This is a genomic window from Mucilaginibacter angelicae (assembly GCF_042434235.1).
Taxonomy (GTDB): domain Bacteria; phylum Bacteroidota; class Bacteroidia; order Sphingobacteriales; family Sphingobacteriaceae; genus Mucilaginibacter; species Mucilaginibacter angelicae.
This window is the reverse complement of sequence record NZ_JBHLTS010000071.1, coordinates 1-25,531: the sequence shown is the minus strand read 5'-3', so window position 1 is coordinate 25,531 and position 25,531 is coordinate 1. Positions and strand designations below refer to the sequence as shown.

General features: G+C 43.3%; 20 protein-coding genes. 19 read left to right on the top strand and 1 reads right to left on the bottom strand.

Features of this window, described 5'->3' with window-relative positions; genetic code table 11:
- Positions 1 to 108 precede the first annotated feature (108 nt).
- From ACFFGT_RS22880 to ACFFGT_RS22845, 8 genes are all read left to right on the top strand, one after another.
- Positions 109 to 750, top strand: a complete 642-nt coding sequence (locus tag ACFFGT_RS22880) for an RNA polymerase sigma factor (protein ID WP_377024840.1) — start codon at positions 109 to 111, stop codon at positions 748 to 750.
- Positions 747 to 2,042 (top strand): hypothetical protein, encoded by a 1,296-nt coding sequence (locus tag ACFFGT_RS22875; protein WP_377024839.1) that lies wholly within the window; start codon positions 747 to 749, stop codon positions 2,040 to 2,042. Before ACFFGT_RS22880 ends, ACFFGT_RS22875 begins: the two co-directional genes overlap by 4 nt.
- A gap of 48 nt (positions 2,043 to 2,090) precedes the next feature.
- Positions 2,091 to 3,449: a hypothetical protein gene (locus ACFFGT_RS22870; protein WP_377024838.1), complete on the top strand. Its 1,359-nt coding sequence runs from the start codon at positions 2,091 to 2,093 to the stop codon at positions 3,447 to 3,449.
- A gap of 663 nt (positions 3,450 to 4,112) precedes the next feature.
- Positions 4,113 to 5,687 carry an alginate lyase family protein gene (locus ACFFGT_RS22865; protein WP_377024837.1) on the top strand — a complete coding sequence of 525 codons (1,575 nt, stop codon included), beginning with the start codon at positions 4,113 to 4,115 and terminating at the stop codon, positions 5,685 to 5,687.
- Positions 5,688 to 5,894: 207 nt separating this feature from the next.
- Positions 5,895 to 8,099, top strand: coding sequence for an outer membrane protein assembly factor BamB family protein (locus tag ACFFGT_RS22860; RefSeq protein WP_377024836.1), 2,205 nt, complete (start codon positions 5,895 to 5,897; stop codon positions 8,097 to 8,099).
- Between the two features lie 9 nt (positions 8,100 to 8,108).
- On the top strand, positions 8,109 to 8,555 hold the full coding sequence (locus ACFFGT_RS22855) for a hypothetical protein (RefSeq protein WP_377024835.1): 447 nt from the start codon (positions 8,109 to 8,111) through the stop codon (positions 8,553 to 8,555).
- A gap of 75 nt (positions 8,556 to 8,630) precedes the next feature.
- Positions 8,631 to 8,849, top strand: coding sequence for a UPF0175 family protein (locus ACFFGT_RS22850; RefSeq protein ID WP_377024834.1), 219 nt, complete (start codon positions 8,631 to 8,633; stop codon positions 8,847 to 8,849).
- Positions 8,842 to 9,303, top strand: coding sequence for a PIN domain-containing protein (locus ACFFGT_RS22845; protein WP_377024833.1), 462 nt, complete (start codon positions 8,842 to 8,844; stop codon positions 9,301 to 9,303). Before ACFFGT_RS22850 ends, ACFFGT_RS22845 begins: the two co-directional genes overlap by 8 nt.
- A 36-nt stretch (positions 9,304 to 9,339) precedes the next feature.
- On the opposite strand, the gene ACFFGT_RS22840 is transcribed toward ACFFGT_RS22845, so the two are convergent.
- Positions 9,340 to 10,620: a hypothetical protein gene (locus tag ACFFGT_RS22840; RefSeq protein ID WP_377024832.1), complete on the bottom strand. Its 1,281-nt coding sequence runs from the start codon at positions 10,618 to 10,620 to the stop codon at positions 9,340 to 9,342.
- A gap of 133 nt (positions 10,621 to 10,753) precedes the next feature.
- On the opposite strand from ACFFGT_RS22840, the gene ACFFGT_RS22835 reads away from it, so the two are divergent.
- The 11 genes from ACFFGT_RS22835 (at position 10,754) to ACFFGT_RS22785 (ending at position 25,394) form a co-directional block, all read left to right on the top strand.
- Positions 10,754 to 11,404 (top strand): hypothetical protein, encoded by a 651-nt coding sequence (locus tag ACFFGT_RS22835; protein WP_377024831.1) that lies wholly within the window; start codon positions 10,754 to 10,756, stop codon positions 11,402 to 11,404.
- 16 nt (positions 11,405 to 11,420) lie between these two features.
- Positions 11,421 to 12,068, top strand: coding sequence for a LamG-like jellyroll fold domain-containing protein (locus ACFFGT_RS22830; protein ID WP_377024830.1), 648 nt, complete (start codon positions 11,421 to 11,423; stop codon positions 12,066 to 12,068).
- 7 nt (positions 12,069 to 12,075) lie between these two features.
- Complete coding sequence (locus tag ACFFGT_RS22825) at positions 12,076 to 12,912, top strand: alpha/beta fold hydrolase (RefSeq protein ID WP_377024829.1); 837 nt, start codon at positions 12,076 to 12,078, stop codon at positions 12,910 to 12,912.
- A 300-nt stretch (positions 12,913 to 13,212) separates the two neighbouring features.
- On the top strand, positions 13,213 to 14,421 hold the full coding sequence (locus tag ACFFGT_RS22820; protein ID WP_377024828.1) for a glycoside hydrolase family 88 protein: 1,209 nt from the start codon (positions 13,213 to 13,215) through the stop codon (positions 14,419 to 14,421).
- A 15-nt stretch (positions 14,422 to 14,436) separates the two neighbouring features.
- The gene (locus ACFFGT_RS22815; protein WP_377024827.1) at positions 14,437 to 15,039 is read left to right on the top strand and encodes a TMEM175 family protein; all 603 of its coding nucleotides are present in this window, start codon (positions 14,437 to 14,439) and stop codon (positions 15,037 to 15,039) included.
- Between the two features lie 135 nt (positions 15,040 to 15,174).
- Complete coding sequence (locus ACFFGT_RS22810; protein WP_377024826.1) at positions 15,175 to 15,726, top strand: pyridoxamine 5'-phosphate oxidase family protein; 552 nt, start codon at positions 15,175 to 15,177, stop codon at positions 15,724 to 15,726.
- Between the two features lie 187 nt (positions 15,727 to 15,913).
- Positions 15,914 to 16,510: an RNA polymerase sigma factor gene (locus ACFFGT_RS22805; RefSeq protein WP_377024825.1), complete on the top strand. Its 597-nt coding sequence runs from the start codon at positions 15,914 to 15,916 to the stop codon at positions 16,508 to 16,510.
- Between the two features lie 95 nt (positions 16,511 to 16,605).
- Positions 16,606 to 17,805, top strand: coding sequence for a FecR family protein (locus tag ACFFGT_RS22800; RefSeq protein WP_377024824.1), 1,200 nt, complete (start codon positions 16,606 to 16,608; stop codon positions 17,803 to 17,805).
- A 274-nt stretch (positions 17,806 to 18,079) separates the two neighbouring features.
- Entirely contained in the window at positions 18,080 to 21,481 is a 3,402-nt protein-coding gene (locus ACFFGT_RS22795; RefSeq protein ID WP_377024823.1) for a TonB-dependent receptor, read from the top strand.
- A gap of 24 nt (positions 21,482 to 21,505) precedes the next feature.
- Positions 21,506 to 23,008 carry a RagB/SusD family nutrient uptake outer membrane protein gene (locus ACFFGT_RS22790; RefSeq protein ID WP_377024822.1) on the top strand — a complete coding sequence of 501 codons (1,503 nt, stop codon included), beginning with the start codon at positions 21,506 to 21,508 and terminating at the stop codon, positions 23,006 to 23,008.
- A 103-nt stretch (positions 23,009 to 23,111) separates the two neighbouring features.
- Entirely contained in the window at positions 23,112 to 25,394 is a 2,283-nt protein-coding gene (locus ACFFGT_RS22785) for a GH92 family glycosyl hydrolase (protein WP_377024821.1), read from the top strand.
- The last annotated feature ends 137 nt before the right edge of the window (positions 25,395 to 25,531 follow it).

Here is a 25,531-nt window from a genome sequence, read left to right as displayed (position 1 = left end):
AAAATTAAAATTATTTTACATAGCAGGCAACCTTTTAATAATAGTTACCGTGATGTGCGTAGATTAGGTTAAATTTATGCGTTTTATTCTGAGTTTATAAAACCCCATATGGGCGAAGAAGAGTTACATCAACTGATCAATGGCTGCGTAAAGCAGGACAGAAAAAGTCAGAAAATGCTCTATAAGGCGTTTTACGGCTTTTCTATGGGCATTTGTCTCCGTTATGCAGGTAACCGTGATGAGGCTGCAGAAGTAATGAACCAGGGTTTTATGAAGGTATTTACCCATATTGACAGGTTTGATACTTCGAGGCCGTTTAAGGCATGGATTGGCCGCATTATGATGAATGTTTCTATTGATTATTACCGGGCCAATTTAAAAATGGCTTATACGGAGGATCTGGAGAAGGCGGAAAATGTGAGCGAAGGGGACCTTACAGATAAAAATTTAAATTACGAAGACCTGCTGGCCATGATACAGCAGCTGCCGCAGGCTTATCGTACGGTGTTTAACCTTTTTGCGATTGACGGATATTCGCACGAAGAGATTGGTGAAATGTTAAATATTAATCCGGGCACATCAAAATCAAACTTGCACAAAGCACGACAGAAACTAAAACAAATGATATTAAAAGCAGAGGAAACTGCTAATAAAACCAATTACAACAGGGGCATGGATTTTAACCCGATTGTTGCCTATAATGGCATAGATGTAAGGACCACTTTTTTTAATAATGGTATCAGAGGATGAAAAGCGAAGAAGATTTAGATAACATTTTTAAGAAGGGGCTGGAAGACCCGGCAAATCATCGCGCGTTTAACGAGGATGACTGGGATGCGCTTGAGCAAATGCTTGACAAGGGCAAAAAACGCCGTGGGATTGTTTACTGGTTGCCAATAGCAAGCGGAATAGCGGCTATGTTGCTGCTGTTTTTAGGATGGTGGGTTTTTAAACCTCATGTACAGGATAATAATACATCAGGGCAACAACAGGCCCATGTTAAGCCTGCTGCGCCTAAAACAAATCCCGGAACAAGCGGCGGGGCCATGCAGCAATCTCAAACAGATAGTATCCAAACAACAACAAAGCCTGAAAATAACAACGTGGCTGCAAACAGCAATGCAGGCAGCCAGGTTAATACAGGCCAAACAATACTAACGCCATCTGCTGCTGGTTCCCGCCGTAATGTTACCGGTGCAGGCAAAAGGGGGATTACCGGCCGCGATACTATCATGCGGCGTGATCCTTTCCTGATGGCAGGTACTGATCCTGCAGAACATAATGGTTCTGTTTCAAACTTACTGGCAAGCCGCTCATTATCTCTTGATGTAAAACCGGTTTCTTCAACAGCTCCCGATTTTAAAACAGAGCTGGACAGGCCGCGTGTTCCTTTTGCTGTATCCAAACCTGATAAAAAGATAACCAAACAAAGTTTTGGTTACCGGCCGCAATGGGCTATAACCGCGCTGGCTTCATCTGATGTTAACGGTACAAACTCTTTTCAGGGTAAAGTTGGCAGTAATTATGGTTTACTGCTTTCATTCGGCGTTACTAAAAAGTTAACTATTACAAGCGGTGTTGTATATTCCTCAAAACCTTACAATACAAGCTTTGCTAACTATGTTACAACATATAACTTTAAACATGATCCAACCGATGTAACTGCCGATTGTAAAATGCTTGATATCCCTATCAATATAGGTTACCAGGTGTACGGTAATTTTCATAATAAATTATCGGTTGGTACTGGTCTGTCCTCATACCTGATGCTGCATGAAAAGTATACTTATAACTATGCCGATGGTACTAACAGTGCCGCATGGCCTCAAACTTATACGGTACCAAACAGCAAGGGATATTTATTAAGTATTATCAATATCAATGCTACTTACGAACATAAAATAAACTCAAAGTTTGGCGTAAGCGTGCAGCCGTATATGAAAGTGCCAATTTCAGGAGTTGGATATTCAGATATCAAACTGCAATCAACAGGTGTAGCGGTGGGGGTAACCTATAATCTTAATTCGTTTAGGAAGCCTTAAACGGTTTTGCACAACTGTTCATTGAAGCTTGCATCCCCCTTATAATAAATGGAATTATTATCTTGCGCCACATTTACCCGCACAAGATCATTCGCCATGAAAAAACTACTGTTTTTTGCACCTCTGTTATTACTGTTTTCATGCGGGCACGACCCGGCTCAAAAGCTCGAAAATAAAAAATTGAACAGCCTTGCTGTCGAATACGTAAAGCTTGGCCTTAGCATTGGGCAGTATGATGGTGATTTTGTTGATGCTTACTACGGCCCGGATTCATTAAAGCCAAAACAGGAGCCGCTGAAAACTTTCCCAAAGGATAGCCTGCTGGCATCGGCAAACAGCCTGATGAATGATCTGCGTGCCATTGCCAATACCACAAAAATTGATACCAATAAGATCCGTGCCAACTGGATGGCCGATCAGTTGATCGCTTTCAGTCGCCGCATCCGCATTTTTTCGGGAGAGGAGAGGCCTTTTGACGAAGAATCGCGCGAGCTATTTGGCGTAGCCGCCCCTGTTTATACCGACGACTTTTTTAAGGGACAAGTAACCCTGCTTGATAGTATTTTACCAGGCAAAGGCAATGTGAACGACAGGTTCCAAAAGCTGGCCAATAAATTCATCATCCCCAAAGATAAACTGGACCCGGTTATAAAAGCCGCCATTGCCGAAGCACGTAAACGCACCCTTGCCCATTATCAGCTGCCTGCCGGCGAAACATTTACGCTGGAGTATGTAACCAATAAACCATGGTCTGGCTATAACTGGTACAAAGGAGGTTATAAAAGTACCGTGCAGATCAATACCGATCTGAAGATCTTTATTGACCGCGCCATTGATGTAGGTAGCCATGAAAGCTATCCAGGCCACCATGTGTACAACATGCTGCTGGAGAAAAATCTTTATCATGATAAAGGCTGGGTTGAAATTTCGTTATACCCGCTGTTCAGTCCGCAATCATTGATCGCCGAAGGCAGTGCCAATTATGGTATTGAAGTGGCTTTCCCCGGTGATGATAAAATAAAGTTTGCCAAAAATGTACTGTTACCGCTGGCCGGTTTGGATACCGCCGGTGTGGACCTGTACTTCAAAGCCCTCGCCATAAAAGGTACTTTAAACTACGCCCGCAATGAGGCTGCAAGAGGGCTCATCAATAATACCATGAGCCAGGACAAAGCACTGTCATATCTCAAAAAGTATTGCCTTATGAATGATGAAACAGCCCAAAAATCAATCAGCTTCATCAAAAAATACCGCAGCTACGTTATCAACTACAATTACGGTCAGGATTTGGTGAAAAACTACATTGAATCAAACGGAGGCACCGCCAAAGCCCCTGCCAAACGCTGGGAGTTATTTGGAAAACTGCTGAGCCAGGAGGTTGAGCCGGTTAGTTTGGTGAAAAAGTAGGGATACTGCTTCTTTCTATTAATCCTACACTCGTTTATAACCTACCGTGTACCTGTAAGTTTTCAATAAAAAATGTCATTTCGATAGAGCAGAGTAGGCCTAAGCGCTGGAGCGAAAGAGAAATCTTCTACGCCCTGTAGAGCCGTATACAAGGTTCCGAGCATGATGTACAAGATTTCTCCTCACCGCTCCCGCACATTCCCAACCGGTTCGTCGAAATGACATTCGGTTTTATTGATCGATATTCATCGAAAAGATGTGCACACACAGTAGCTTTTGGAGGGTTAGGGGATGGGTTTCATAACCTATTCGTTAGAATGGCACATAAACTCCTCCCTGCCATTACTCAACCCAACGCGCTCCTCCTTTGGGAGGGAATTAAAAACCCTCAAAGCCAATAATTTGGACAAAAGCAGAGAAAATCTTTTGAAATATCTTTAACTTTCGCTGTAAGTGTTTATTTAACAATTAATTACGACAACGTTGTAGTAAATAAATTCCTTTCAGTGTTATAATATTATCCTTTAGTTAAATAGATTTGATATAACAGTGCAGGCCGATATTGCTGATAAGCAATTTTTCCGAACGCCGGGAACCACCGCGTGAGGATAATAAACCAGTTAACAATTAACTACATCTTATAAACCAATTATTACTTTTTTTATGAAGAAAAGCAACCTTTCTTACTGGCTGGGCTGTGTCCTGCTGCTTGCAGCCGCCGTAGTTTTTACCCGGTGTAAAAAATCCTCGCTGGCAAATAATGCCCCGGGTACAGATGTTACTACCATTCCCCGTTCTGTAACCTCGTTTGTGCATCCCGGAGTGCTTAACACGGCTGCAAATCTTGATCTGATAGCCTCGCAGGTAAACAGCGGTGATGCCACCCGTAACGCGGCTTATCAAAAAGTGGTGGATTTTATTAATAACAATGCCATGCCTACGCAGTTTTACTCAACCGTATATGTGGGCTCGAACGGGCATACAAGTCCTTCCAAATCGCAGATCAGGAAGGATGCGATTTTGGCTTATGCCCTGGCATTGCGTTTTGCCAAAACGGGAGACACCCAATGGTCCGACAAATGCAAGTTTATCCTTAATGGCTGGGCGTCTACCTTTCAGAATTATGCCACTATCGATGCCTCTGATAACCCTAACCAGCCCGATCTGGAAGCCTCATGGACAACGCCAAGCTTTGTAGCTGCTGCCGAGATCATCCGGTATTATTTGCCAAATGGCGTATCGGCCAACTGGTCGGCTGCAGATATCAACACATTTAGTAATTATCTTAATAATGTTAAAAACAACTACATCAACAACACGGTAAATACCGGCTATAATAACAACTGGTATGTATCTGCCGGTTATGCAAAAATGGCTATCGGTGTCTTCCTGAACAGCGCCAATGTGTTTAATGACGGCGAAACTATATTAAACAATGTGTTTAACAGTGTGATCCAGGCGGGCGGCACCATGCCCGAACTTTGCGACAGGCAGGATTGCGTTCATTATCAATATTCGCTTACCGGCCTGACATTTGCTGCCGAAATTGCCAATATGCAGGGCGATAACTCGCTTTATACGGCACTATCCAACAGGATAAGCCAGGGTTATGATTTTATGCGCAGTGCGTATAATCAAAGTACCGGCTGTAATTACTGCTCAACTTCAAGCACCGTTTACCCTGGGCTTGAAGTGGCATATCATCATTATGCTACAGCAAACATGGCTTCGCTGCGTACAGTGAGCTCAAACGCCACTCCGGTATATGTGCCTGCAGATAATACCTTCCTTGGCTTTACTACCTATACGCATTATAATGTTGGGGGCGGTAGTACAACCCCTCCGCCAAATAATAACCCGCCAATAGGGCAGGTGATTTCTTTAAAAGGCTTTAACGCCAAATATGTAAGCGGTGAAAATGGTACCCAGGCCATGACCTGTACCCGTACCACAGCCGGCGACTGGGAACATTTTACGGTACTTGACGCAGGTGCAGGCAAGATCTATCTGCGTAGCATGGGTAAGTATGTATCGTCAGAAAACGGTACCCAGGCTATTACCTGTAACCGTAACACTCCCGGCGACTGGGAGAAATTTACCTGGGGAGTTAATGCCGATGGCACCATTACCTTGCAGGGCAACAATGGTAAGTTTATTTCAAGTGAAAACGGCACCCAGGCCATGACCTGTACCCGCGTTACAGCATCGGGCTGGGAATCATTTGGTTTAAATCAATAAATATAATACACCCTGCATCTACCTGTAATGCCGTGGCTTTTATGAGCCATGGCATTTTTTATTTGAAAAACGGCATGAGCAATTAAACGAAATGAATATTTGTAAAATAATTTTTATTCCTACATTTAGAGGGCATCGTTGCCAAAACAGCTGCACCATCTGCGCTGAATATATTGAACCAGTTTAACACCAAATATTACCTTATAAATGATTAAGCCCCGGTATTTTATAGCCATATGTTTTTTGGCAGGTATTTACACGTCCTGTAAAAATCAGCATAACAATAATTCTTATAGCGGTTGGCCGGCTTATGCTGGTTCAAAGGAAGGCTTGCGGTATTCATCAAATGAGGAAATCACTTTAAATAATGTAAGCAAGCTAAAAGTGATGTGGACTTTTAGCACGGGCGATAAGGATACCGCCAACCTCAGCCAAAATCAGTGTAACCCAATTATGGTTGATGGAATTTTGTATGGTACCAGTCCTAAACTAAAACTGTTTGCGCTGAATGCCGCCACCGGTCAGCAAAAATGGCTGTTTGATCCTGCGAAGGATGATACCACCAATAACGGCGACCCGATGGCTTATTATAAAGTGAGCCGGGGCGTAATTTACTGGCAAAATGATGAGGGCGGCGAAAAAAGGATTTTTTACAGCGTAGGTGCTAAAACCTGGGCTATTGATGCCGAAACCGGGATTCCGATTCGCTCATTTGGCAAAGGCGGCTACCTTGATCTGACAAAAGATTTGGACAGGGATACCAAATCGTTTGTAGCCGGTACCACACCGGGCGTAGTTTATAAAGATGTACTGATAGTGGGTGATCGGGTATCTGAATCGGCAGATGCTGCTCCGGGGCATGTGCGTGCTTATGATACCCGTACAGGTAAGTTACGTTGGATTTTCCACACTATCCCTCATCCCGGCGAAGTGGGTTATAACACCTGGGCAGATACTGCGGCTTACAAAAAGTTTGGTGGGGCCAATAACTGGTCGGGCATGGCTTTGGATGAGAAGCTGGGGATGGTGTATATCCCAACGGGCTCCATAGGCGGCGACTTTTACGGCGGCTTCCGGAAAGGGCAAAACCTTTTTGCCAATTCATTGCTGGCGCTTGATGCAGCTACCGGCAAGCTGAAATGGTATTACCAGTTTATACATCATGACCTTTGGGACCGTGACCTGCCTGCCAATCCTAACCTAATAACCATTATTAAAGATGGTAAAAAGATAGATGCCGTAACGCAGATCACCAAACATGGATATGTATTCATGTTTGACAGGGCTACCGGTAAACCCATATTCCCGATAGTGGAAACACCTGTGCCAACCAAAGCCCTGCCCGGCGAAGAGGCCTGGCCTACACAACCCATCCCAACTTTGCCGCAGCCTTTTGCCAGGCAAACGTTCAATCCTGAGGATGTTACAGATCGTACGCCCGAAGCACACCAGGAAATGCTTGCTAAATATAACCAGGTGAAAAATCGCATTATGTTTACGCCGCCAAGTAAAGAGGGGGGATGGATTTTTCCCGGTTTTGACGGTGGTGGTGAGTGGGGCGGGGCAGCTGTTGACCCTGAAAGCCGGATCCTATATGTAAACTGTTCAGAAATGCCATGGGCGCAGGTAATGATAGATGTTCCTAAAAACAATGCTAATGATCATTCGGCCCAGGCATTGGGGCATGTAGTGTATAATACCAATTGCATTGGCTGCCACGGAGCAGAGTTGAAAGGTAACGGAACGTCATATCCATCACTGGTAAACATCGGCAAAAAATACAGTGCCGACCAGGTAAGCGGTATTATTGCCAGCGGCCGCAACATGATGCCATCGTTTAAACAAATTGCACCTGCAGATAAAAAGAACCTGCTGGCGTTCCTGCTCAAAATTCCGGAAGCCAAAGCTGCAAAAGAAGTAGCCAAAGAGCCAACCAGCGATCGTACAGCCAGTTCGGCTGCGGAGAAAAAAATGGTTGATGAAATACCTTATGCCATGAATGGGTATAACCGCTTTTTGGATAAGGACGGCTATCCGGGTATAAAACCACCATGGGGCACACTTAACGCTGTCGACCTTACATCGGGCAAGCTGCTTTGGAAGGTGCCTTTGGGTGAATATGCCGAGCTAACCAAAAAAGGGATTCCGGTAACCGGTACTGAAAACTATGGCGGTCCGCTGGTTACTAAGGGCGGGTTGGTGTTTATAGCAGCAACTAAAGATGAAAAGATCCGCGCGTTTGATAAACGTACCGGCAAAGTAGTTTGGGAGGCTAAATTGCCGGCAGCCGGTTATGCTACCCCGGCAACTTATTCAATTGATGGTAAACAGTACGTTGTTATTGCCTGCGGCGGCGGAAAAATTGGAAGTAAGTCGGGAGATAGTTATGTTTGTTTTGGATTACCCGACTAATACCTCATTATGGATTTATTTGAAGCAGTTTTTGATTTATACGAGCAAATAAGGTTAAAGGCCGAAAATGATTTTCAGGACCTGATCAAATGCCAGTACACGCAGCAATGTTACAGCGATAATGGCGCCTTTTGCCTCGTACTGGAGATCACTGTTTTAAAAAACAGCTCTGATGACGATTATGGGCTGGTGTTTTCCATCAACGCCCAAACAGAACCTAATCACCCCGATCATAAGAATGATGCCAAAGGCGTATTTTTGATCGCGGACGTACACCACGGTGATAACAAGATAATCAGCAATTTGGATGAGCTTGTTTTTGATCCTCAAAATGATGCTGAAGTACAAGAAGCTTACAGCAGGATAGAGTATTTCATTAAGCCTTTTACCGGCAGCGTAAGCGATTTACTGGTGCAGGGTTATGATCTTAAGGTGGAGGATAATTCAATAAATTAATTTAGCAGAAGTGCTTTAACGGGATCTTGCTTTGTGAAATCATAAATTCATTTTAATAATACTTATCTTTATATCATGACAACGATGATATTACAGGTTCCCGAAGCGTTGGAAAAAGAGCATGATGAAACTGTTCGTCTTATAGCAGCTAAGCTTTACGAGGCGGGAAAGCTATCTTTAACTCAAGCCGCCGAAATGTGTGGCATGAGAAAGTGGGATTTTGCAGAGATTCTTATCAATTTCGGCGTTAATTATCTTGACTCAAGTGTAAAAGCTGATTTAGATCGTGATTGAGAGGATTGTTGTTATTACCGATACAAGCTGTTTTATTATTTTAGACAAAATCAGCGCATTGTATTTGCTCCCGGTTTTATTCTCTAAAGTGATCACAACCCCCGAAATAGCAGATGAATTCGGTAAAGCATTGCCTGATTGGGTAATTATTCAGCGAGTTCAAAATTCGGAACTGCAAAATCAAATAAAAGAAATTGTTGATCCGGGCGAAGCGAGCGCAATAGCTTTGGCTGAAGAAGTTAAATGTGATTACCTGTTGACTGACGACCGTGCCGCCAGAAAGTTTGCTGAACAAAGAGGTATCACGGTTAAAGGTTCGGCTGGCGTATTGCTTTATGCTAAGCAGCAAAAAGTAATTCCACTAATGCGTCCCTGCCTTGATCGCATTCAGCAAACTAATTTTCGAATATCACAATCCCTTGTTGATCGACTACTTTCAGAAGCAAATGAGTAATTGCTGAGTTTCTTTTTACCTTATATGCTTTGAAATCTAAAACTGCTCCTCATAAACAGCCCCTCCCGGTGTTTCCAGTTTATAGTTTTTAACCTGCCCCGGCCCTTCAAACTCAAACCTGATGCCCACAATGCGCCCCATGGTATGGGCTTGTTTGAACTCAAAGATCTGTTTATTGTTGAGATAGATCCTCAGGAAATGGTCTTTAACGCTGCACCTCAGGTTTTGAAACTGCGACATGTCTGTACCAAAAGCACTCAGGTCATGGTCTTTGCCGCCAACCCATTCCTCGCCGGTTAAAATGCCCATATCGGCAATGCAGCCTTTGTTTACTATGGGGATTACAATAGCGGTGCCGTTACCTAAAATGGTAAGATCGGCTTTGGCACAGGCAGATTGGCCGGGCGTTGAAGTGTTGCGCAATGTGCAATCCAGCGTAAAGTTATCGGCGTTGATGCCGGGAAATTCGCGGATGTTGGCAAACTTTACCCAGGTATTGTTAAAAACAGGTGTACCCAGCTTTTGCTGCATCAGGTCGGCGGTGATCCCCATATAGCCCTGCCCTTTAATTTCTGCGGGCGAAAGGTAAACAGGTACAGGCTGATGGTCAAGGATGCCTTTCCAGCCTTTGGTTTTGATAAATACCGATGTTGTTTTTTTTATATGATTATCCACAATGAGCTTAGCAATAAAATAGCCCGGATTATAATAAATTGAGGTAAACTGTTTGCCATCTCCCGGCACCTGCTCACGGCGTTCGGGATCCCATGACTGCTGGATAAAAACACTATCGGAGTGAAATGCCGAAGCATCGTAATTAAACACTACGGAGTTGGGCAAATCATCAGAAACCTTTTTGTAGCTGAACTTAATTGAAGCCGGATCAACAGGTTTATTGCGCTTGCTGCTCATAAAAAACAAAGCCCCAAGCACCAGCAATGCAGCACTGCCAAACCATACGTACCGTAAACGGGTGTTTGACTGAGGGATGACCGGCTGTGGATTCAAATCAATGCTTTCAACAGGCTGTTCAACTACACCGTTAACCTGGTAGTGCTGTCTGAAATCGCGCCAGCTGGTGTAATCCAGGTAACCGGCAAGGGCATTCAGCGTGGCTGCATTAGGGAAACTTTCATATCGTACTTTACCCCAAATCCTTTTCAGGGTTGATACACTGAGCTGTACCCGTGTTTTATCAAAGATCTGCTGGCTTAATTGCTCAAAATCATCATTGCCCCAAATACTGCTGTCGCCCCAGTTTAACATTTGCTCAATAAGCTGCCGGCATAGCAAAAGCAATTGTTTTTCCTTTTCCATTGATCTACAGGTAATAATGCGGTTTAAAAATCCTTAAAATGCTTTGAACAAACTTGAACTTAACTTGAAACGCCGCCCGCGCTTTATTATAAAGGCAATTTGCAAGTTTTGATTAAAGTTAAAACCAAAACCCATGAACAGCAAGATTTTATTGATTGCCATACTAAGCATGACGCTTGGCAGCAGTTTTTGTTACAGCCAGCAGAAAAAAATTACATATGATATTAACCGCCTGCTTAAGGAAAATAAACTGGTTAAACCCTACACCCGCCAAACTGTTACCGGGCTTACGGATGGCAGTAAACAAGGCCTTACCTTGGACTATATTTTATGGCTTAAAGATGTAAACTTTAAAACAGGCACTATCGATATAGACCTGCGTGGGAGGGATGTTTTTCAGCAAAGTTTTTTAGGCATAGCCTTTCACGGGGTTGATACCACAACCAATGATGTTATTTATTTCCGCCCTTTTAATTTCCAGTCGACAGATACCCTGCGGCGAAAACACTCGGTACAATACATGTGCTCTCCGGATTTTCCCTGGGATAAACTCCGCAAAGAGCATCCATTGGTTTATGAAAACGAGGTGAACCCTTCTCCGCTGGCTACAGCATGGTTCCATGCGCGGATTGTGGTTAATGCCGGTGATATTGTTGTATACGTTGACCATTCAGACAAACCATCGCTCACCGTAAAAAAATTGAACAACCGGCAGGGCGGACTCATTGGCCTCTGGTCGTCAGGCCTGCCCGGCGATTTTGCAAATCTTGTCATCACTCAATAATTATAAACCAATCATCATGAAAAAATTAATCTTAATGTTAGCGATGTTTGCTGTTGCAAAAACACAGGCACAGCAAAAGTACCAGGTGCATAACCTTTCGGTAGTAAACCCCAAACAATGGATCATCCCCCAAAATGATACGCTCGATTATGAGCTGGGTGCTTTTGACGGACAAAAAGCGCTAATCATCAAACGGAAAATCCAAAACTACAAATCGGCCAGTTTAGCCTATAAACCAGGTTTAAACTTTAAAGACGGCATTATTGAAATGGATGTGGCCTGTACCATTCCGAAGGGCGGTTTTGTCGGTCTTGCCTTTCATATCCGGGATGCCCATCATTATGAAACAGTTTATTTCAGGCCGGGGTCGTCAGGCACTATAAACGCCATCCAGTACATGCCCGAAAAGAAAGCCGAATTTAACTGGTGGGATTACGAGGCTACAAAATACCAGGCTAAAGCGATAATTCCGCAAAATAAATGGTTCCATATCAAAGTAGTTGTTCAGGGCAGTAAAATGGAAGTTTATGTAGATAATGCCGCAAAGCCTGCCATGGTATATACTGCGCTTGATGCATCATTAAAAAGCGGTGCGGTAGGTTATTGGCACGGAAACTGCCCACAGGGCGCTTATAAAAACCTTGTTGTAAAGTCCTTTAACTAATTCTGTTATGAAGAAGATCTTATTGATACTGCTGTTTTTTATACCGGCGATAGTTAAAGCGCAAAATATCCCCTATGGCAATAATCCCGCTGCAGGCAATTATTTAAAAGTAAAGGACGGTACCCGCATTTATTACGAAACCTACGGAACTGGCAAACCGCTGGTATTGCTGCACGGCGGGCTTTATGGCGAAATTGGCGAATACGAAAACCTGATCCCGGTGTTGAGTAAAAACTTTATGGTGATAGCCGTAGCCACCCGCGGGCATACCAAATCAGAGATAGGGCATCAGCCTTATACTTATGAGCTGATGTCGGACGATGCTTATACGGTGATCAGGCATGTTACTAAAGACAGTGTTACCCTCATCGGTTTCAGCGACGGGGCAGTAATAGCCCTTGATCTTACCATTCGGCATCCGGATTTGGTGAAGAAGCTGGTATTTGCAGGCGGCAATGTCTCGGCGGCAAGCTACCGCCCCGGCGAAATGGAGGAGTTGAAACGTTTATCCGGCGCATCGCTTGAGCGTGATGCTCCTGATTTTGTGCGGGAGCGAAAAAAGCTGATGCCCGAGCCCGAACGCTGGGGCGAGTTTGTCGATCTGCTCAAACATGCCTGGATCAATCAAACCACAATACCTCCCGAACAGATAAAAAATATCAAATGCCCGGTACTGGTTACCGCCGGCGATCGCGATCAGTATAACCCCATTGAAAGTTTTGTAAATATTTATAAACTGCTGCCATCGGCACAACTGGCTATCATCCCAAATTCTGATCATATTATTTTTTACCGCCAGCCGGCTTTGATAGAAACGATGGTGGTAGGGTTTGTGTTGAAGTAGGGAATATATTATCCTCCCGTCATTGCGAGGTACGAAGCAATCCCCTATAAGCAGAGCGGCTATACAAGGTCGCCCTGTACAGTTTGGGATTGCTTTCCCGAAGCAAGTTCGGGACAGGCTGTACCTCGCAATGACGTAGTGGAGATATCACATCGGTGCAAAATTCCCCTCACTACATCGATGTAGTAGAAAAATATGACCAAATGCCTGCCTGGTGCTTGTTTTTGTCCGTGCAAAATCTGCACTTTTATGACTTGAAATGTGCCCTGCATAAGCACTTTAACCAGTTATATACCGTCTATGAAATTTAAGCACCTGTACAAATCGACACTTACTGCCTGTTTATTAGCGCTGAGTCTCCAGTCTTTTTCTCAAAATAGCTTTAAGCCCCAAAAAGAGGTATTGGCAACCATCAAAAAAAACTTTGCCGATGCCGATGTGCAATACAAGTACATGACTAAGCAATTTACCGATGGCCAGTTTCCCAAAACCTATCATCCTGATAAGGATAAGTTTGAAACAAGCAACAGCAGCTGGTGGTGCAGCGGTTTTTACTCGGGTACGTTACTTGATATCTATCAGCAAACTAAAGATACTGAACTGCTTAACGAGGCTAACAAAAATTTAAAAGGCCTTGAAAAAGAGCAGTACAACAAAGGCACACATGACCTTGGTTTCATGATGTATTGCAGCTTCGGCACGGCAAACCGTTTTGAGCCAAAGCCCGAATACAAAGAGATCCTGGTTAACAGTGCCAAATCGCTTTCAACCAGGTTTAACCCAACAGTAGGCTGTATCCGCTCATGGAATTCAAAGGCCGATGATTACCTTGTGATCATTGATAACATGATGAACCTGGAGTTATTGTTCTACGCTACAAAAGCAACCGGCGATTCCAGCTTTTACAAAATAGCGGTTACCCACGCCAATACCACCATGAAAAACCACTACCGCCCGGATTTTAGCTCGTACCACGTAATCAATTACGATGCGAATACAGGAGCGGTAAAAGAAAAGAAAACCGCGCAGGGCTTTGCTAACGAGTCGGCCTGGGCAAGGGGACAATCATGGGGCTTATATGGCTTCACTGTAATGTACCGCGAAACTAAAGATAAAAAATACCTTGAGCAAGCTAAGGGCATTGCACATTTCTTATTGACCAATCCAAACCTGCCTGCCGATAAAATCCCATACTGGGATTACAATGCAACCAATATCCCTAACGCTTTGCGTGATGCCTCTGCGGCATCTATCATGGCTTCGGCATTACTGGAACTTTGCCGTTACGTTGATAAAAAGGATGGCCAGGAATATTTTAACACCGCACAAACCATCATCAAAAATCTATCTGCTCCGGCATATAAAGCTGATTTGAATACCAATGGCGGTTTTATTCTGAAACACAGCGTAGGCCACTTCCCGGCAGGTACCGAAATTGATGTGCCGCTAACCTATGCCGATTACTACTTTATTGAAGCTATGCAGCGTTATAAGGCTTTTGCCAAATAATGCTATATTTAGCCCATGGCATTAGGTAAAGGCAGATTAGAGGCATTTAGTGATGGCGTAATAGCCATCATTATTACCATTATGGTGTTAGAGCTGAAGGTTCCGCACGGCGAAAGCCTGGAAGATTTAAAGCCGCTTATCCCTGTTTTTCTAAGCTATCTGCTAAGCTTTGTTTATGTAGGTATTTACTGGAACAACCATCACCATACCATGCAGGCCGTGCGGTCGGTAAATGGTAAAATATTGTGGGCTAACTTGCACCTGTTGTTCTGGCTGTCGCTGATACCATTTGTAACCAGCTGGATGGGGGAGAACCACTTGACCCAATGGCCGGTCTTTTTTTATGGGATAGTATTGATCATGAACGGTATAGCTTACCGTATTTTAGCGCTTACCCTTATCAAACATCACGGCGAAAACTCATTGATAGCTCAAGCCTTCGGAAATGATTTTAAAGGTAAAATTTCTGTGGTGCTATACGCAGTCGCTATTTTATGTACCTGGTTAAATCCTACTATCAGTGTTGTAATTTACGTTATGGTAGCAGGAAGCTGGTTTATACCCGATAAACGTTTTGAACGCAGGTTAGCCGATGGAAGCCAGGGGGAAGGCGGGTAAGTACCGAAGAACCGGGTTGGAAAAGGATAAAGTCACTGGTATGGTTTTTTTGAAAAATACAATTAATCTAATTTTTGATATTAGATTAACCTAATTTTTGTAACTTTGAGTATTGCTAATTAAATACCTTGTATCATGGGTAAGTTTTTTAATGAGATACTTGATCACCACAAGGATTTTATTGCCCATCAAAAAATCTTCTTTGTGGCTACAGCCCCGCTAACACCAAACGGGCATGTAAATCTTTCGCCAAAAGATAACGCGAGTTTCCGCATTCTTTCCAATAACCGGGTAGCTTATATGGATATTATTGGCAGCGGGAATGAAACCGCCGCCCACCTGCTCGAAAACGGAAGGATAACTTTTATGTTTTGTGCTTTTGACGGGCCGCCCAATATCCTGCGCCTGTATGGCAAAGGTTACAGCATTTTACCCGATGATAGCAATGATGAGTGGAATATGCTGTCTTCGTATTTCAATATCCACATGGCTACACGCCAGATTATAGTGGGCGATATTGATATGGTGCAAACTTCATGCGGGTTCAGCGTACCGCTTTATGAATATTTAGGCGAACGCGACTATGCCATAAAGTGGGCCGAAAAGAAAGGTGAGCAGGGGCTGGCCGACTATAAGCAGGAGAAAAACCGCGTTAGTTTAGATGGTTTGCCAACGCCATTGTATTGATAACGCTTTATATAATATATACTTAATAGTTAAAACATAGTTGAGACAACTTTAAGGAATATAGGTTTGTTATATTTTTAAAACATTTTCAATTTCCTTATAGTTATATGGTGGTTTCGTCGATATAATTATTAATGCTGCAAATACTGCGAATTTTATAATATTTGCAGCAACCATACATTAACCTATGTTTGAATTTACTCAATTAAATGAGAAGGAACTGCTTATGCAGGTGGCTCAAGGTAATGAGTTTGCTTTCCGGCAGTTGTTTTCAGCGTATCATCAGCGTTTAGGCGTACACATTTTGCGCATTACCCACTCTGCTGAACTGGCAGAAGAGGTGGTTCAGGATGTTTTTATGAAGATCTGGATGACCCGCGAAGCCCTTACCCATGTTGATAATTTCAAAGCTTACGTGTTTGTGATCTCCAAAAATCATGCTTTAAATTGTTTACGAAAAGTTGCACGGGAGCAGATGCAACTTAAAAAGCTGGAAGAAACCCGCATGGTGCCTTTTAGCACAGAAGTACAGCCAACAGACCATTACTATAATTTAATTGACGAAGCTATTGATCAGCTGCCCCCACAGCAGCAAAAGGTTTACCTGATGAGCAGGCATAACCGTTTAAAGTACCATGAAATTGCCGATGAGCTGGAGCTATCCCGCGAAACCGTTAAAAAATACCTACAAATTGCTACTACTTCAATAAAAGACTATGTGCATGAGCATATGGAAGTTATAGCATTGGTAATGGCGCTGATCCACTTTTTTTATTTTTTTTAAAAAGTAGTACCCCCTTTTTTAATCCCACAGGTGTCATGTATATGAGATCTGCCTCACTGTAGCCAATTATACAGTTATACCGAAAAATATTTACTATGAGCGAACTTTACGCCAGGCTGGACTATTTATTTAATGGTTATTATAACGGCACCGCTACACAGGCCGAGCTTGATGAGCTTTTTCAGATCATCAATTCGTCGGCAACTGATGCGGAGCTTGCCTCGCTCATATACCAGGCCTGGGATAACCTTGATGATAACGGGCCACTTTTTGACCGCTCAAAAAGTGAGGGTATGCTCAATGAAATTTTAAGGACTAATACCGCGCAACCTGTTCCGGTTCCGGCCAAACGTAATAGTTTGCCATGGAGAAGATTAGGTGTGGCTGCTTCGTTTTTATTACTTGTTGGCTTTGGCGCTTACATTTACAGCAATCAAAAAAGGCAGGTTGTTACAAAAAAAACTATTGCCAAAACATATCCTAAAAATGATGCTTTGCCGGGTAGCAACAAAGCTGTTTTGACATTAGCCAACGGTAAAACCATTACACTTGATAGTGCCCAGAATGGTTTGCTGGCACAGCAGGGCGCCACTAAGGTTAATAAAACACGTAACGGCCAGCTGGTTTATGTAGCCGGTACTAATGCTGATGCCCAGGCTCCGGTTATAAATACTATTTCAACTCCGCGTGGCGGCCAGTATCAGCTGGTTTTGCCGGATGGGAGCAAGGTTTGTCTGAATTCGGCATCGTCATTAAGTTTTCCAACCAGGTTTACGGGCAAAACGCGTGAGGTCACCATCACCGGCGAAGCTTACTTTGAGGTTACTAAAAACGCGAAGATGCCTTTCAGGGTTAAATCCGATAACACAACAGTTGAGGTTTTAGGTACGCATTTTAATATCATGGCTTATAGTGACGAAGCCGAAATGAAAACTACCTTATTAGAAGGCTCTGTAAAAATAAGCAACGGCACTGCAAGCGGTATTTTAAAGCCGGGGCAGCAGGCTTTACTTAATAAAGCGGGCAGGCTGAAAGTACTTAGCGATGTTGATGTAGATGATGAAATAGCCTGGAAAGACGGCATTTTTCAGTTCAGGGATGCGGGGATAGATGCTATTATGAGGCAGGCCGCCCGTTGGTATGATGTGGAGGTGGCCTATGAAGGCAAAATACCACAGCGCGAATTTACAGGCCGGATCTCCCGTAATGTAAAAGCATCCGAATTAATGAACATGCTTGGCTACGCCGGGGTGAAATTTAAAATTGAAAATAAGCGCATTACTATACAACAGTAAGCATAGTTATTATACCTACTATATTAAACAACCAATCGTTAACAATTTAAACAACCCTATGATGGAAGAAATACCTAAGATAAGTTAGCCGACCCCTGGGCCCAAAATGGTAAAACGGTTTATCATGTGTTTAAACACATGTGCTAAATCACAAAATAACCATATAAAAAAACCGGGAAGTATTCGCAGTACTTTCCCGGCCTAAGTATTTGGGTCCCAAAAATCTACAATCGACGAATTGAAAGTTAATGTTTAACCCAAACTCTACAAACTTATGAATTTTAATTCTAAGGCCACGCCTTTGGCATGGCCCCAATTACGCAAATTTATATTGGCCATGAAGCTAACTGCCTTTATTATAATTGCGGCCCTTACCAACGTGAGCGCCAAAAGTTATAGCCAGATAGTTACTTTGCACCAAAAAAACACTACCGTTGAAAAAGTACTCCGCTCAATAGAAAAACAAACTGGCTATCATTTCATGTATGATAAGCAGGATGTATCAAAAGCCGGGGCAATCAACATTGAAGTTGCAAACGTATCTATAGAAAATGCGCTTGATCAATGCTTTAAAGATCAGCCGCTTACTTACAAAATTTTTGATCAAACCATTGTTGTAAAAAAGAAAGACGAACCGGTTGCCGCGCAGATAGCCGTTGCCCCCATTAAGGTAACGGGTACGGTAAGCGATGCCAAAGGCCCTCTTCCGGGGGTTACTGTTAGGGCAAAAGGCACCAATGTTGGTGTGCAAACCGATATTAATGGTAAATACTCTTTAACCGCACCCGATGGTAATGGCACTCTTGTATTTACATTTATTGGATACACAACGAAGGAAGTGCCTATTGCAGGTAAAACGCAGATTGATGTTGTTTTAACTGAAGAGCCAAAAGCATTGAGCGAGGTGGTGGTAGTTGGTTACGGTACCGCTAAAAAGGTTGACCTCACCGGATCGGTAGGCAGCGTTGGCGCAAAGCAATTGCAGGAGCGCCCCCAAACCAATCTTGAGCAGGAATTATCAGGTAAAATTGCCGGTGTAAACGTATCCAGCAACTCAGGTGCACCAGGCGGTGCAACCAAGATCAGGATCCGTGGTTACAGCTCTATCAACACCAATACCGACCCTTTATATGTTGTGGATGGTGTGGTTTGGACGGAGGGTGGTAACGCTATCAACCCTAACGATATCGAAACTATCGACGTATTGAAAGATGCATCATCAACCGCTATTTACGGTACACGCGGTGCAAACGGTGTAATTTTGGTAACTACCAAACGTGGCAAAAAAGGCGGTACTATTTCGTACGATGCCTATGTAGCCGTAAACCATATGTTTAAAGAAATACCGGTGCTTAACTCAAAAGAGTTTATGCAGGTTGAGGATATTTCTTACGCCAATATCAAAAAGTACGATCCTACCGGTTGGGCTGCGGGTGATTATACCGACCGTAATCCGGTAACACAAAGAACTGCCCTGATAGGCAAACTGTTCGACCAAAACCTGAACCCACTGTATGATGTTGACTGGCAAAAAGCAACAACCCGTACTTCGGTAAGTCAAAACCATAACGTTTCGTTTACCGGCGGCGCCGAAAATGTAAACTATGGTTTATTCCTGAACTATGCCGATGATGAAGGTATTATCCTTAACAGCTACCTGAAACGTTATAATGTGCGTTTAACTGTTGATAACCAGATTAAACCATGGGTAAAAGTTGGTGCTACATTAAACTATAACTACCAGGATGGCCGTAACCAGGATCAGGGAACAGGCGGTAACAACATTCCGCGTATGTTGATTGAGATGGTACCTTTTATCCCTGTCAGATACCCTGACGGAACTTATGGCAAACGTACCGATTATCCAAACCTTGAGGGCGGTGATAACCCGGTAGCCCAAGCCAACGAAATTCAATCTCTTACCCGCAACCGTATATTTAGCGGTAATGGTTATTTGAATCTGAACATTATCCCTGGCCTTGAATTCCGCAGCGTTTTAGGTGTAACCACATCAGCAAACTATAACCCTGCTTCACAGAGCGGTCTTGTTGGTGGCCCGGTTGCAGGACAAAGCTACAGCTCTGCCTCGATAGAGGAGTTTAACAGAACATTTTGGCAATGGCAAAACTACTTTACCTACAACAAAACCTTTAACAAAGTACATAATGTAAACCTGGTTGTAGGTGCCGAGCGTCAAAACTATGAACAACTTCGTTTAAAAGGCTCAACCGGTACTTTGTCTGATGACTTTTACCAGTACTATAACCTTTCTGCGGGTATTTTACCTAATAAGCCAGAGTCTGATTATGATGCATGGCAAATGCAGTCTTTCTTCGGCAGGTTGAACTATAACTACAACGAAAAATACCTGTTGACCTTAACAGGCCGCGAAGACGGTTCATCTCGTTTTGGTACCAACAAAAAGTACGGTTTCTTCCCATCGGCAGCTTTTGCATGGCGCGTATCTCAGGAAGATTTCCTGAAGGATAATAAAAATATATCCGACCTTAAATTAAGGTTGAGCTATGGTTTAACCGGTAACTCCGAAATTGGCGAGTACCGTTCACTGGCAAACATTAATACAGTTGGCTATGCCTTTGGCGGCAACAGTGCAGTAGGTACCACTCAAACTTCTATTGGTAATGAGGATTTGCAGTGGGAAAAAACAGCTGAGTATGATTTAGGCTTTTCATTGGGCTTGTTTAACAACCGTTTAAACATTGAAGCAGATGCTTACCTGAAAAAAACAAAAGCGTTGCTGTTAAATGCACCACTGCCCGAAACAAGCGGTTTTCAAACAGTATATAAAAATATAGGCAAGCTGCAAAATAAAGGTCTGGAGTTTACAATAAACGGAACTCCGATAAAAGCTCAGGATTTTACCTGGAACACCACCTTTAATATATCGTTCCTTAAAAACAAGATCCTTCAGTTAGGTGCATCTAATGACGATATCTTCCTTGCCCCAACCTTCCTGTCGCAATTTAACCTGATGCGTGTTGGTCTTCCGGCCGGTAGCTTTTATGGTTACAAAGTGCTTGGAACATGGGGAACAGCCGAGGCTGCCGAAGCTGCAAAATATGGTTTGTTACCTGGTGATTTGAAAATCCAGGATACCAATGGTGATGGTAAAGTTAGTGCTGCCGATAAAGTGGTATTGGGTAAATCAATACCTGACGGTTACGGTACTTTCAGCAACAACTTCCGTTATAAAAACATCGATCTTGGTGTCGACCTGCAGTTTAACTACGGTAACCAGATCATGAACCTTACCCGTCACTCGGGTCAGGACCGTACAGGGCAAGCTAACAGCTATGCAACTGTATTGAACGCCTGGACACCAACAAACCAAAACACCAGCATTGCCGAAGACAGGCCTGCTTATGTACGTTACCAAACCGAAATTTATTCAACCAAAGTTGAAAGCGGAAACTTCATTCGCGGCAGGGCGGTAACATTGGGTTATACGTTTAACGATAACATACTTAGAAAGTTAAAATTAAGCCGCTTAAGAGTTTATGCACAGGCGCAAAACTTGTTCCTGATAACCAAGTATACCGGTTATGATCCTGAGGTATCAACCTACAATGCCTCAAGTAACTTTACGCAGGGTATCCAGTTTTATGATTATCCAAAACCACGTACTTTCCTGTTAGGTGTTAATGTTAGTCTTTAATTAAAAATGTTAAAATATCATACTATGAAATTTAACTTAAAAAAATACGGGGTAGGTGGCCTTTTACTTATCCTTGCTGCTACTATCGGCAGTGGTTGCAAAAAATATCTTGATGAAAAAGATAAGAGCAACTTTGTTAAGAGTAATTATTTTGCCAGCTCAAACCAGGCACAAACCTTTGTAAACGGTTTGTATAACGTAATGTATTCTTTCCAGAATGGTGATGCTTATGGTGAAAGTCCATTTATAACGCTTGAATTATTTGCCGGTCATGCCACATCATTAGGGCAAAGCGTTAACAACGGCAACGTGATCCATCAGCGTACAGATGCTGTTAATCCTGGTTTTGAAACCATATGGTATAATTGGTACAGGGGCATAGCCAATGCTAACCTTGCCATTGAGAATATCCCGGCTATATCACCTATGGATGATGGGCTGAAGAAAAAATTAATTGGGGAGGCTTACTTTTTCAGGGCATTTTATTATTATCACCTGGTGCGTTTATATGGAGATGTACCGCTGATTACTAAGTCGCAAACAGTAAACAGCCCCGACCTTTACCCTTCACGCTCGCCTGTAGCCGATGTTTACAAACAAATTATCAGTGATTTGCAGGCAGCCGAAGCGTCGGGTATGCCAAATACCGATGCAACCGGCCGTGTTTCTTTAGGTGCGGTAAAAACCTTGCTGGCCAGTGTTTATTTAACAACTGCCGGCTTCCCGCTTAAACAAACCGAAAATTATGCTAAGGCAGCATCTGAAATTGAGCCTGTTTTAGGCTGGTATTCCTTGTTTTCGGATTATGCTTTCCTGCATGATAATAATCACAAAAATCAGCAGGAATTAATATTCCAGATCAATTACCTGGTAGGTACTCAAACTAATGCTATCCCTCAGCTAACCATTCCATTCAATTTGTTGGTTGGTGCTTATGGTGACCACCTGGGTGCTATGATCCCTACCAACCAGTTTGTGGCAAGCTATGAGGCCGGCGACCTTCGTACACAAGAGCGTCAGTTCTATTTCTCAAGCTATCCTCAATTTGGTAATCCTAATAACATAATTCAATTTGGCGAGCATGCGCTTTATAAATACTTTCATGTAGAGAGTGCAGCCCAAAGTGGTCAGAGTGATGAAAACTGGACTTTATTGCGCTTACCTGAGGCTCAGCTGATCTATGCCGAAGCAACTAACGAAGTAAGCGGCCCGACTGCAGAAGCCTATGCTGCTGTTAATGCTATCCGTGCACGTGCTAAGCTGGCTCCGTTAAGTAATTTAACTAAGGATACCTTCCGCGAAGCAATCTGGAGGGAGCGTTATCATGAGCTTGCCTATGAAAACAAGGCATACTTTGATATGCAGCGTACACATATGGCCTACCTGCCGCAATCAAACACCTTTGCCGATCCTACAGCTTCACAAACAGAGCAGGGGGTAACTTTTAAAGCACAATATTACCTGTGGCCGATACCGCAGCGTGAAATCAGCACTAACAGTAAATTGACCCAAAATCCGGGTTGGTAATTGTATATTGCAAATAATACACATAAAAGACTGGCCATATCAAGCCAGTCTTTTATATTTACGGCTGGTAAAACGTTTCACCACAAATCAAATACTTAAAAAAATGAAAAAAGCCCTGGTACTTATCACATCCGTGTTGTTGGCCTCCGGTACTTTTGCTCAGCAGGTAAATAAAGTTACCGACCCTGTTGAGTACATCAACCCGTTGATGGGTACCGATTCGCACTACGATCTTTCAAATGGTAACACTTATCCTGCAATTGCCCTGCCCTGGGGTATGAACTTCTGGACACCGCAAACCGGTGTTATGGGCGACGGATGGGCGTATACCTACGACGCGCACAAGATCCGCGGTTTTAAACAAACTCACCAGCCATCACCATGGATGAACGACTATGGGCAGTTTGCTATTATGCCGGTTACCAGACATGCAGTGGTAGGGCAAAATAAAAGGGCCAGCTGGTTCTCACATAAAGCCGAAACCGCCAAACCATATTACTATAGTGTATACCTTGCCGATCATGATGTAACTACAGAAATTACGCCAACCGAGCGTTCGGCGCAGTTCAGGTTTACTTATCCTAAAACGGATAGCTCGTTTGTTGTGATAGATGCGCTGAACAAAGGTTCGTACGTAAAGATCATGCCCGATCAGAAAAAGATCGTAGGCTACTCAACCAAGTACGCACGCGGTCCGCTTAAAAACTTTAAAAACTACTTTGTTATTTATGTAGATAAGCCTATCACCTATGCGCATACTTTCAGCGATACTACCCAGGCTGATGGTTTGGAGCTGAAAGCCGAGCATGCAAGCGCTTTGATAGGTTTTAAAACTACAAAAGGCGAAAAGGTTCACCTGCGTGTAGCTTCGTCATTTATTAGTATTGAACAAGCCGAACTTAACCTGGAGCGCGAGCAAGGGGAAGACAGCTTTGATGTAACTTGCCAAAAAGCAAAAGCCGTTTGGAATAAAACCCTTAACCACTTACAGGTTGAAGGCGGCTCTGTTGATCAGATGCGCACCTTTTACTCATGCTTTTACCGCATGGTGTTCTTCCCGAACAAGTTATATGAGATAGATAAAGACAACAAAATCGTGCACTACAGTGCATCAACGGGCAAAGTGTTCCCTGGCTATAAGTTTGCCGGCACCGGCTTTTGGGATACTTTCAGGGCTTTATATCCCTTCCTGAACCTGGTTTATCCATCCATCAATAAAGAAATGCAGGAAGGCCTCATTAATGACTACAAAGAAGGTGGCTGGTTACCTGAGTGGTCAAGTCCGGGCTATTCGGCAGTGATGATCGGTAATAACTCGGCATCGGTAGTTTCTGAAGCTTATTTAAAAGGGTTACGCGGTTATGATATCAGTACTTTGTGGGAGGCTTTGGTACATGGTGCCAATAATGCCGGTCCGCAGGCCACAGGCAGGCAGGGAGTGGAGTACTATAACAAATTAGGTTATGTGCCTTATGATGTTAAGATAGATGAAAATGCTGCACGTACGTTGGAATATGCTTATGACGACTTTGCTATCTACAAATTAGGTAAAGCGCTGGGCAAGCCCGAATCGGAGATTGGCATTTATAAACAGCGTGCCATGAACTATAAAAACCTGTTCGATCCGGAAACCAAACTGATGCGTGGTAAAAACAAAGACGGTTCGTTCGAAACACCGTTTAGTCCTTTTAAATGGGGGGATGCCTTTACCGAAGGTAACAGCTGGCATTATAGCTGGAGTGTTTTCCAGGATATGCAGGGCTTAATTGACCTGATGGGCGGCAGGCAGAAGTTTATCACCAAGCTTGATTCGGTATTTACCATGCCGCCGGTATTTGATGATAGCTACTATGGCGAAACCATCCACGAGATCCGCGAAATGCAGATCATGAACATGGGGCAGTACGCGCATGGGAACCAGCCAATCCAGCATATGATTTACCTGTATAACTACGCAGGCGAGCCATGGAAAACCCAGTTCCACGTACGTGATGCTATGAGCAAGCTTTACAAAGCTACTCCTGATGGTTATTGCGGCGATGAAGACAACGGGCAAACATCGGCCTGGTATGTATTTTCGGCAATGGGCTTTTACCCTGTAACTCCGGCCAGCGACCAGTACGTATTAGGTACGCCGCTGTTCAAAAAAATAACATTGAATTTGGAAAACGGCAAAACCGTAGTGATCAATGCAGCAAACAACAGTCCGGTTAATAAATATATTAATACCTTAACTGTTAACGGTAAACCGTATGATTATACCTGGTTAAGCCATTCAGAGCTTAAAAAGGGCGCCGTTCTTAACTTTAATATGGCACCTCAGCCTAATAAAACAAGGGCAGTAAAAGTGAGCGATGTACCGTATTCATTGAGTACGGAGAAGTAATAAATATTTTCGTCATTGCTGTAAAGGTTAGATAATTCGGAGACAAAATAGCCTAACTTAAAGCTATGCGAATCAACACAAATGATCTAACCTTAAAACGGAATTATTTGCAAACGTATCGTTTGCTGATAAAGGAT

Excerpts from the sequence above, each read along its gene's own strand:
- ACFFGT_RS22880 (WP_377024840.1), top strand. The coding sequence starts at position 109 with ATGGGCGAAGAAGAGTTACATCAACTGATCAATGGCTGCGTAAAGCAG.
- ACFFGT_RS22875 (WP_377024839.1), top strand. The coding sequence starts at position 747 with ATGAAAAGCGAAGAAGATTTAGATAACATTTTTAAGAAGGGGCTGGAA.
- ACFFGT_RS22870 (WP_377024838.1), top strand. The coding sequence starts at position 2,091 with ATGGAATTATTATCTTGCGCCACATTTACCCGCACAAGATCATTCGCC.
- ACFFGT_RS22865 (WP_377024837.1), top strand. The coding sequence starts at position 4,113 with ATGAAGAAAAGCAACCTTTCTTACTGGCTGGGCTGTGTCCTGCTGCTT.
- ACFFGT_RS22860 (WP_377024836.1), top strand. The coding sequence starts at position 5,895 with ATGATTAAGCCCCGGTATTTTATAGCCATATGTTTTTTGGCAGGTATT.
- ACFFGT_RS22855 (WP_377024835.1), top strand. The coding sequence starts at position 8,109 with ATGGATTTATTTGAAGCAGTTTTTGATTTATACGAGCAAATAAGGTTA.
- ACFFGT_RS22850 (WP_377024834.1), top strand. The coding sequence starts at position 8,631 with ATGACAACGATGATATTACAGGTTCCCGAAGCGTTGGAAAAAGAGCAT.
- ACFFGT_RS22840 (WP_377024832.1), bottom strand. The coding sequence starts at position 10,620 with ATGGAAAAGGAAAAACAATTGCTTTTGCTATGCCGGCAGCTTATTGAG.
- ACFFGT_RS22835 (WP_377024831.1), top strand. The coding sequence starts at position 10,754 with ATGAACAGCAAGATTTTATTGATTGCCATACTAAGCATGACGCTTGGC.
- ACFFGT_RS22830 (WP_377024830.1), top strand. The coding sequence starts at position 11,421 with ATGAAAAAATTAATCTTAATGTTAGCGATGTTTGCTGTTGCAAAAACA.
- ACFFGT_RS22825 (WP_377024829.1), top strand. The coding sequence starts at position 12,076 with ATGAAGAAGATCTTATTGATACTGCTGTTTTTTATACCGGCGATAGTT.
- ACFFGT_RS22820 (WP_377024828.1), top strand. The coding sequence starts at position 13,213 with ATGAAATTTAAGCACCTGTACAAATCGACACTTACTGCCTGTTTATTA.
- ACFFGT_RS22815 (WP_377024827.1), top strand. The coding sequence starts at position 14,437 with ATGGCATTAGGTAAAGGCAGATTAGAGGCATTTAGTGATGGCGTAATA.
- ACFFGT_RS22810 (WP_377024826.1), top strand. The coding sequence starts at position 15,175 with ATGGGTAAGTTTTTTAATGAGATACTTGATCACCACAAGGATTTTATT.
- ACFFGT_RS22805 (WP_377024825.1), top strand. The coding sequence starts at position 15,914 with ATGTTTGAATTTACTCAATTAAATGAGAAGGAACTGCTTATGCAGGTG.
- ACFFGT_RS22800 (WP_377024824.1), top strand. The coding sequence starts at position 16,606 with ATGAGCGAACTTTACGCCAGGCTGGACTATTTATTTAATGGTTATTAT.
- ACFFGT_RS22795 (WP_377024823.1), top strand. The coding sequence starts at position 18,080 with ATGAATTTTAATTCTAAGGCCACGCCTTTGGCATGGCCCCAATTACGC.
- ACFFGT_RS22790 (WP_377024822.1), top strand. The coding sequence starts at position 21,506 with ATGAAATTTAACTTAAAAAAATACGGGGTAGGTGGCCTTTTACTTATC.
- ACFFGT_RS22785 (WP_377024821.1), top strand. The coding sequence starts at position 23,112 with ATGAAAAAAGCCCTGGTACTTATCACATCCGTGTTGTTGGCCTCCGGT.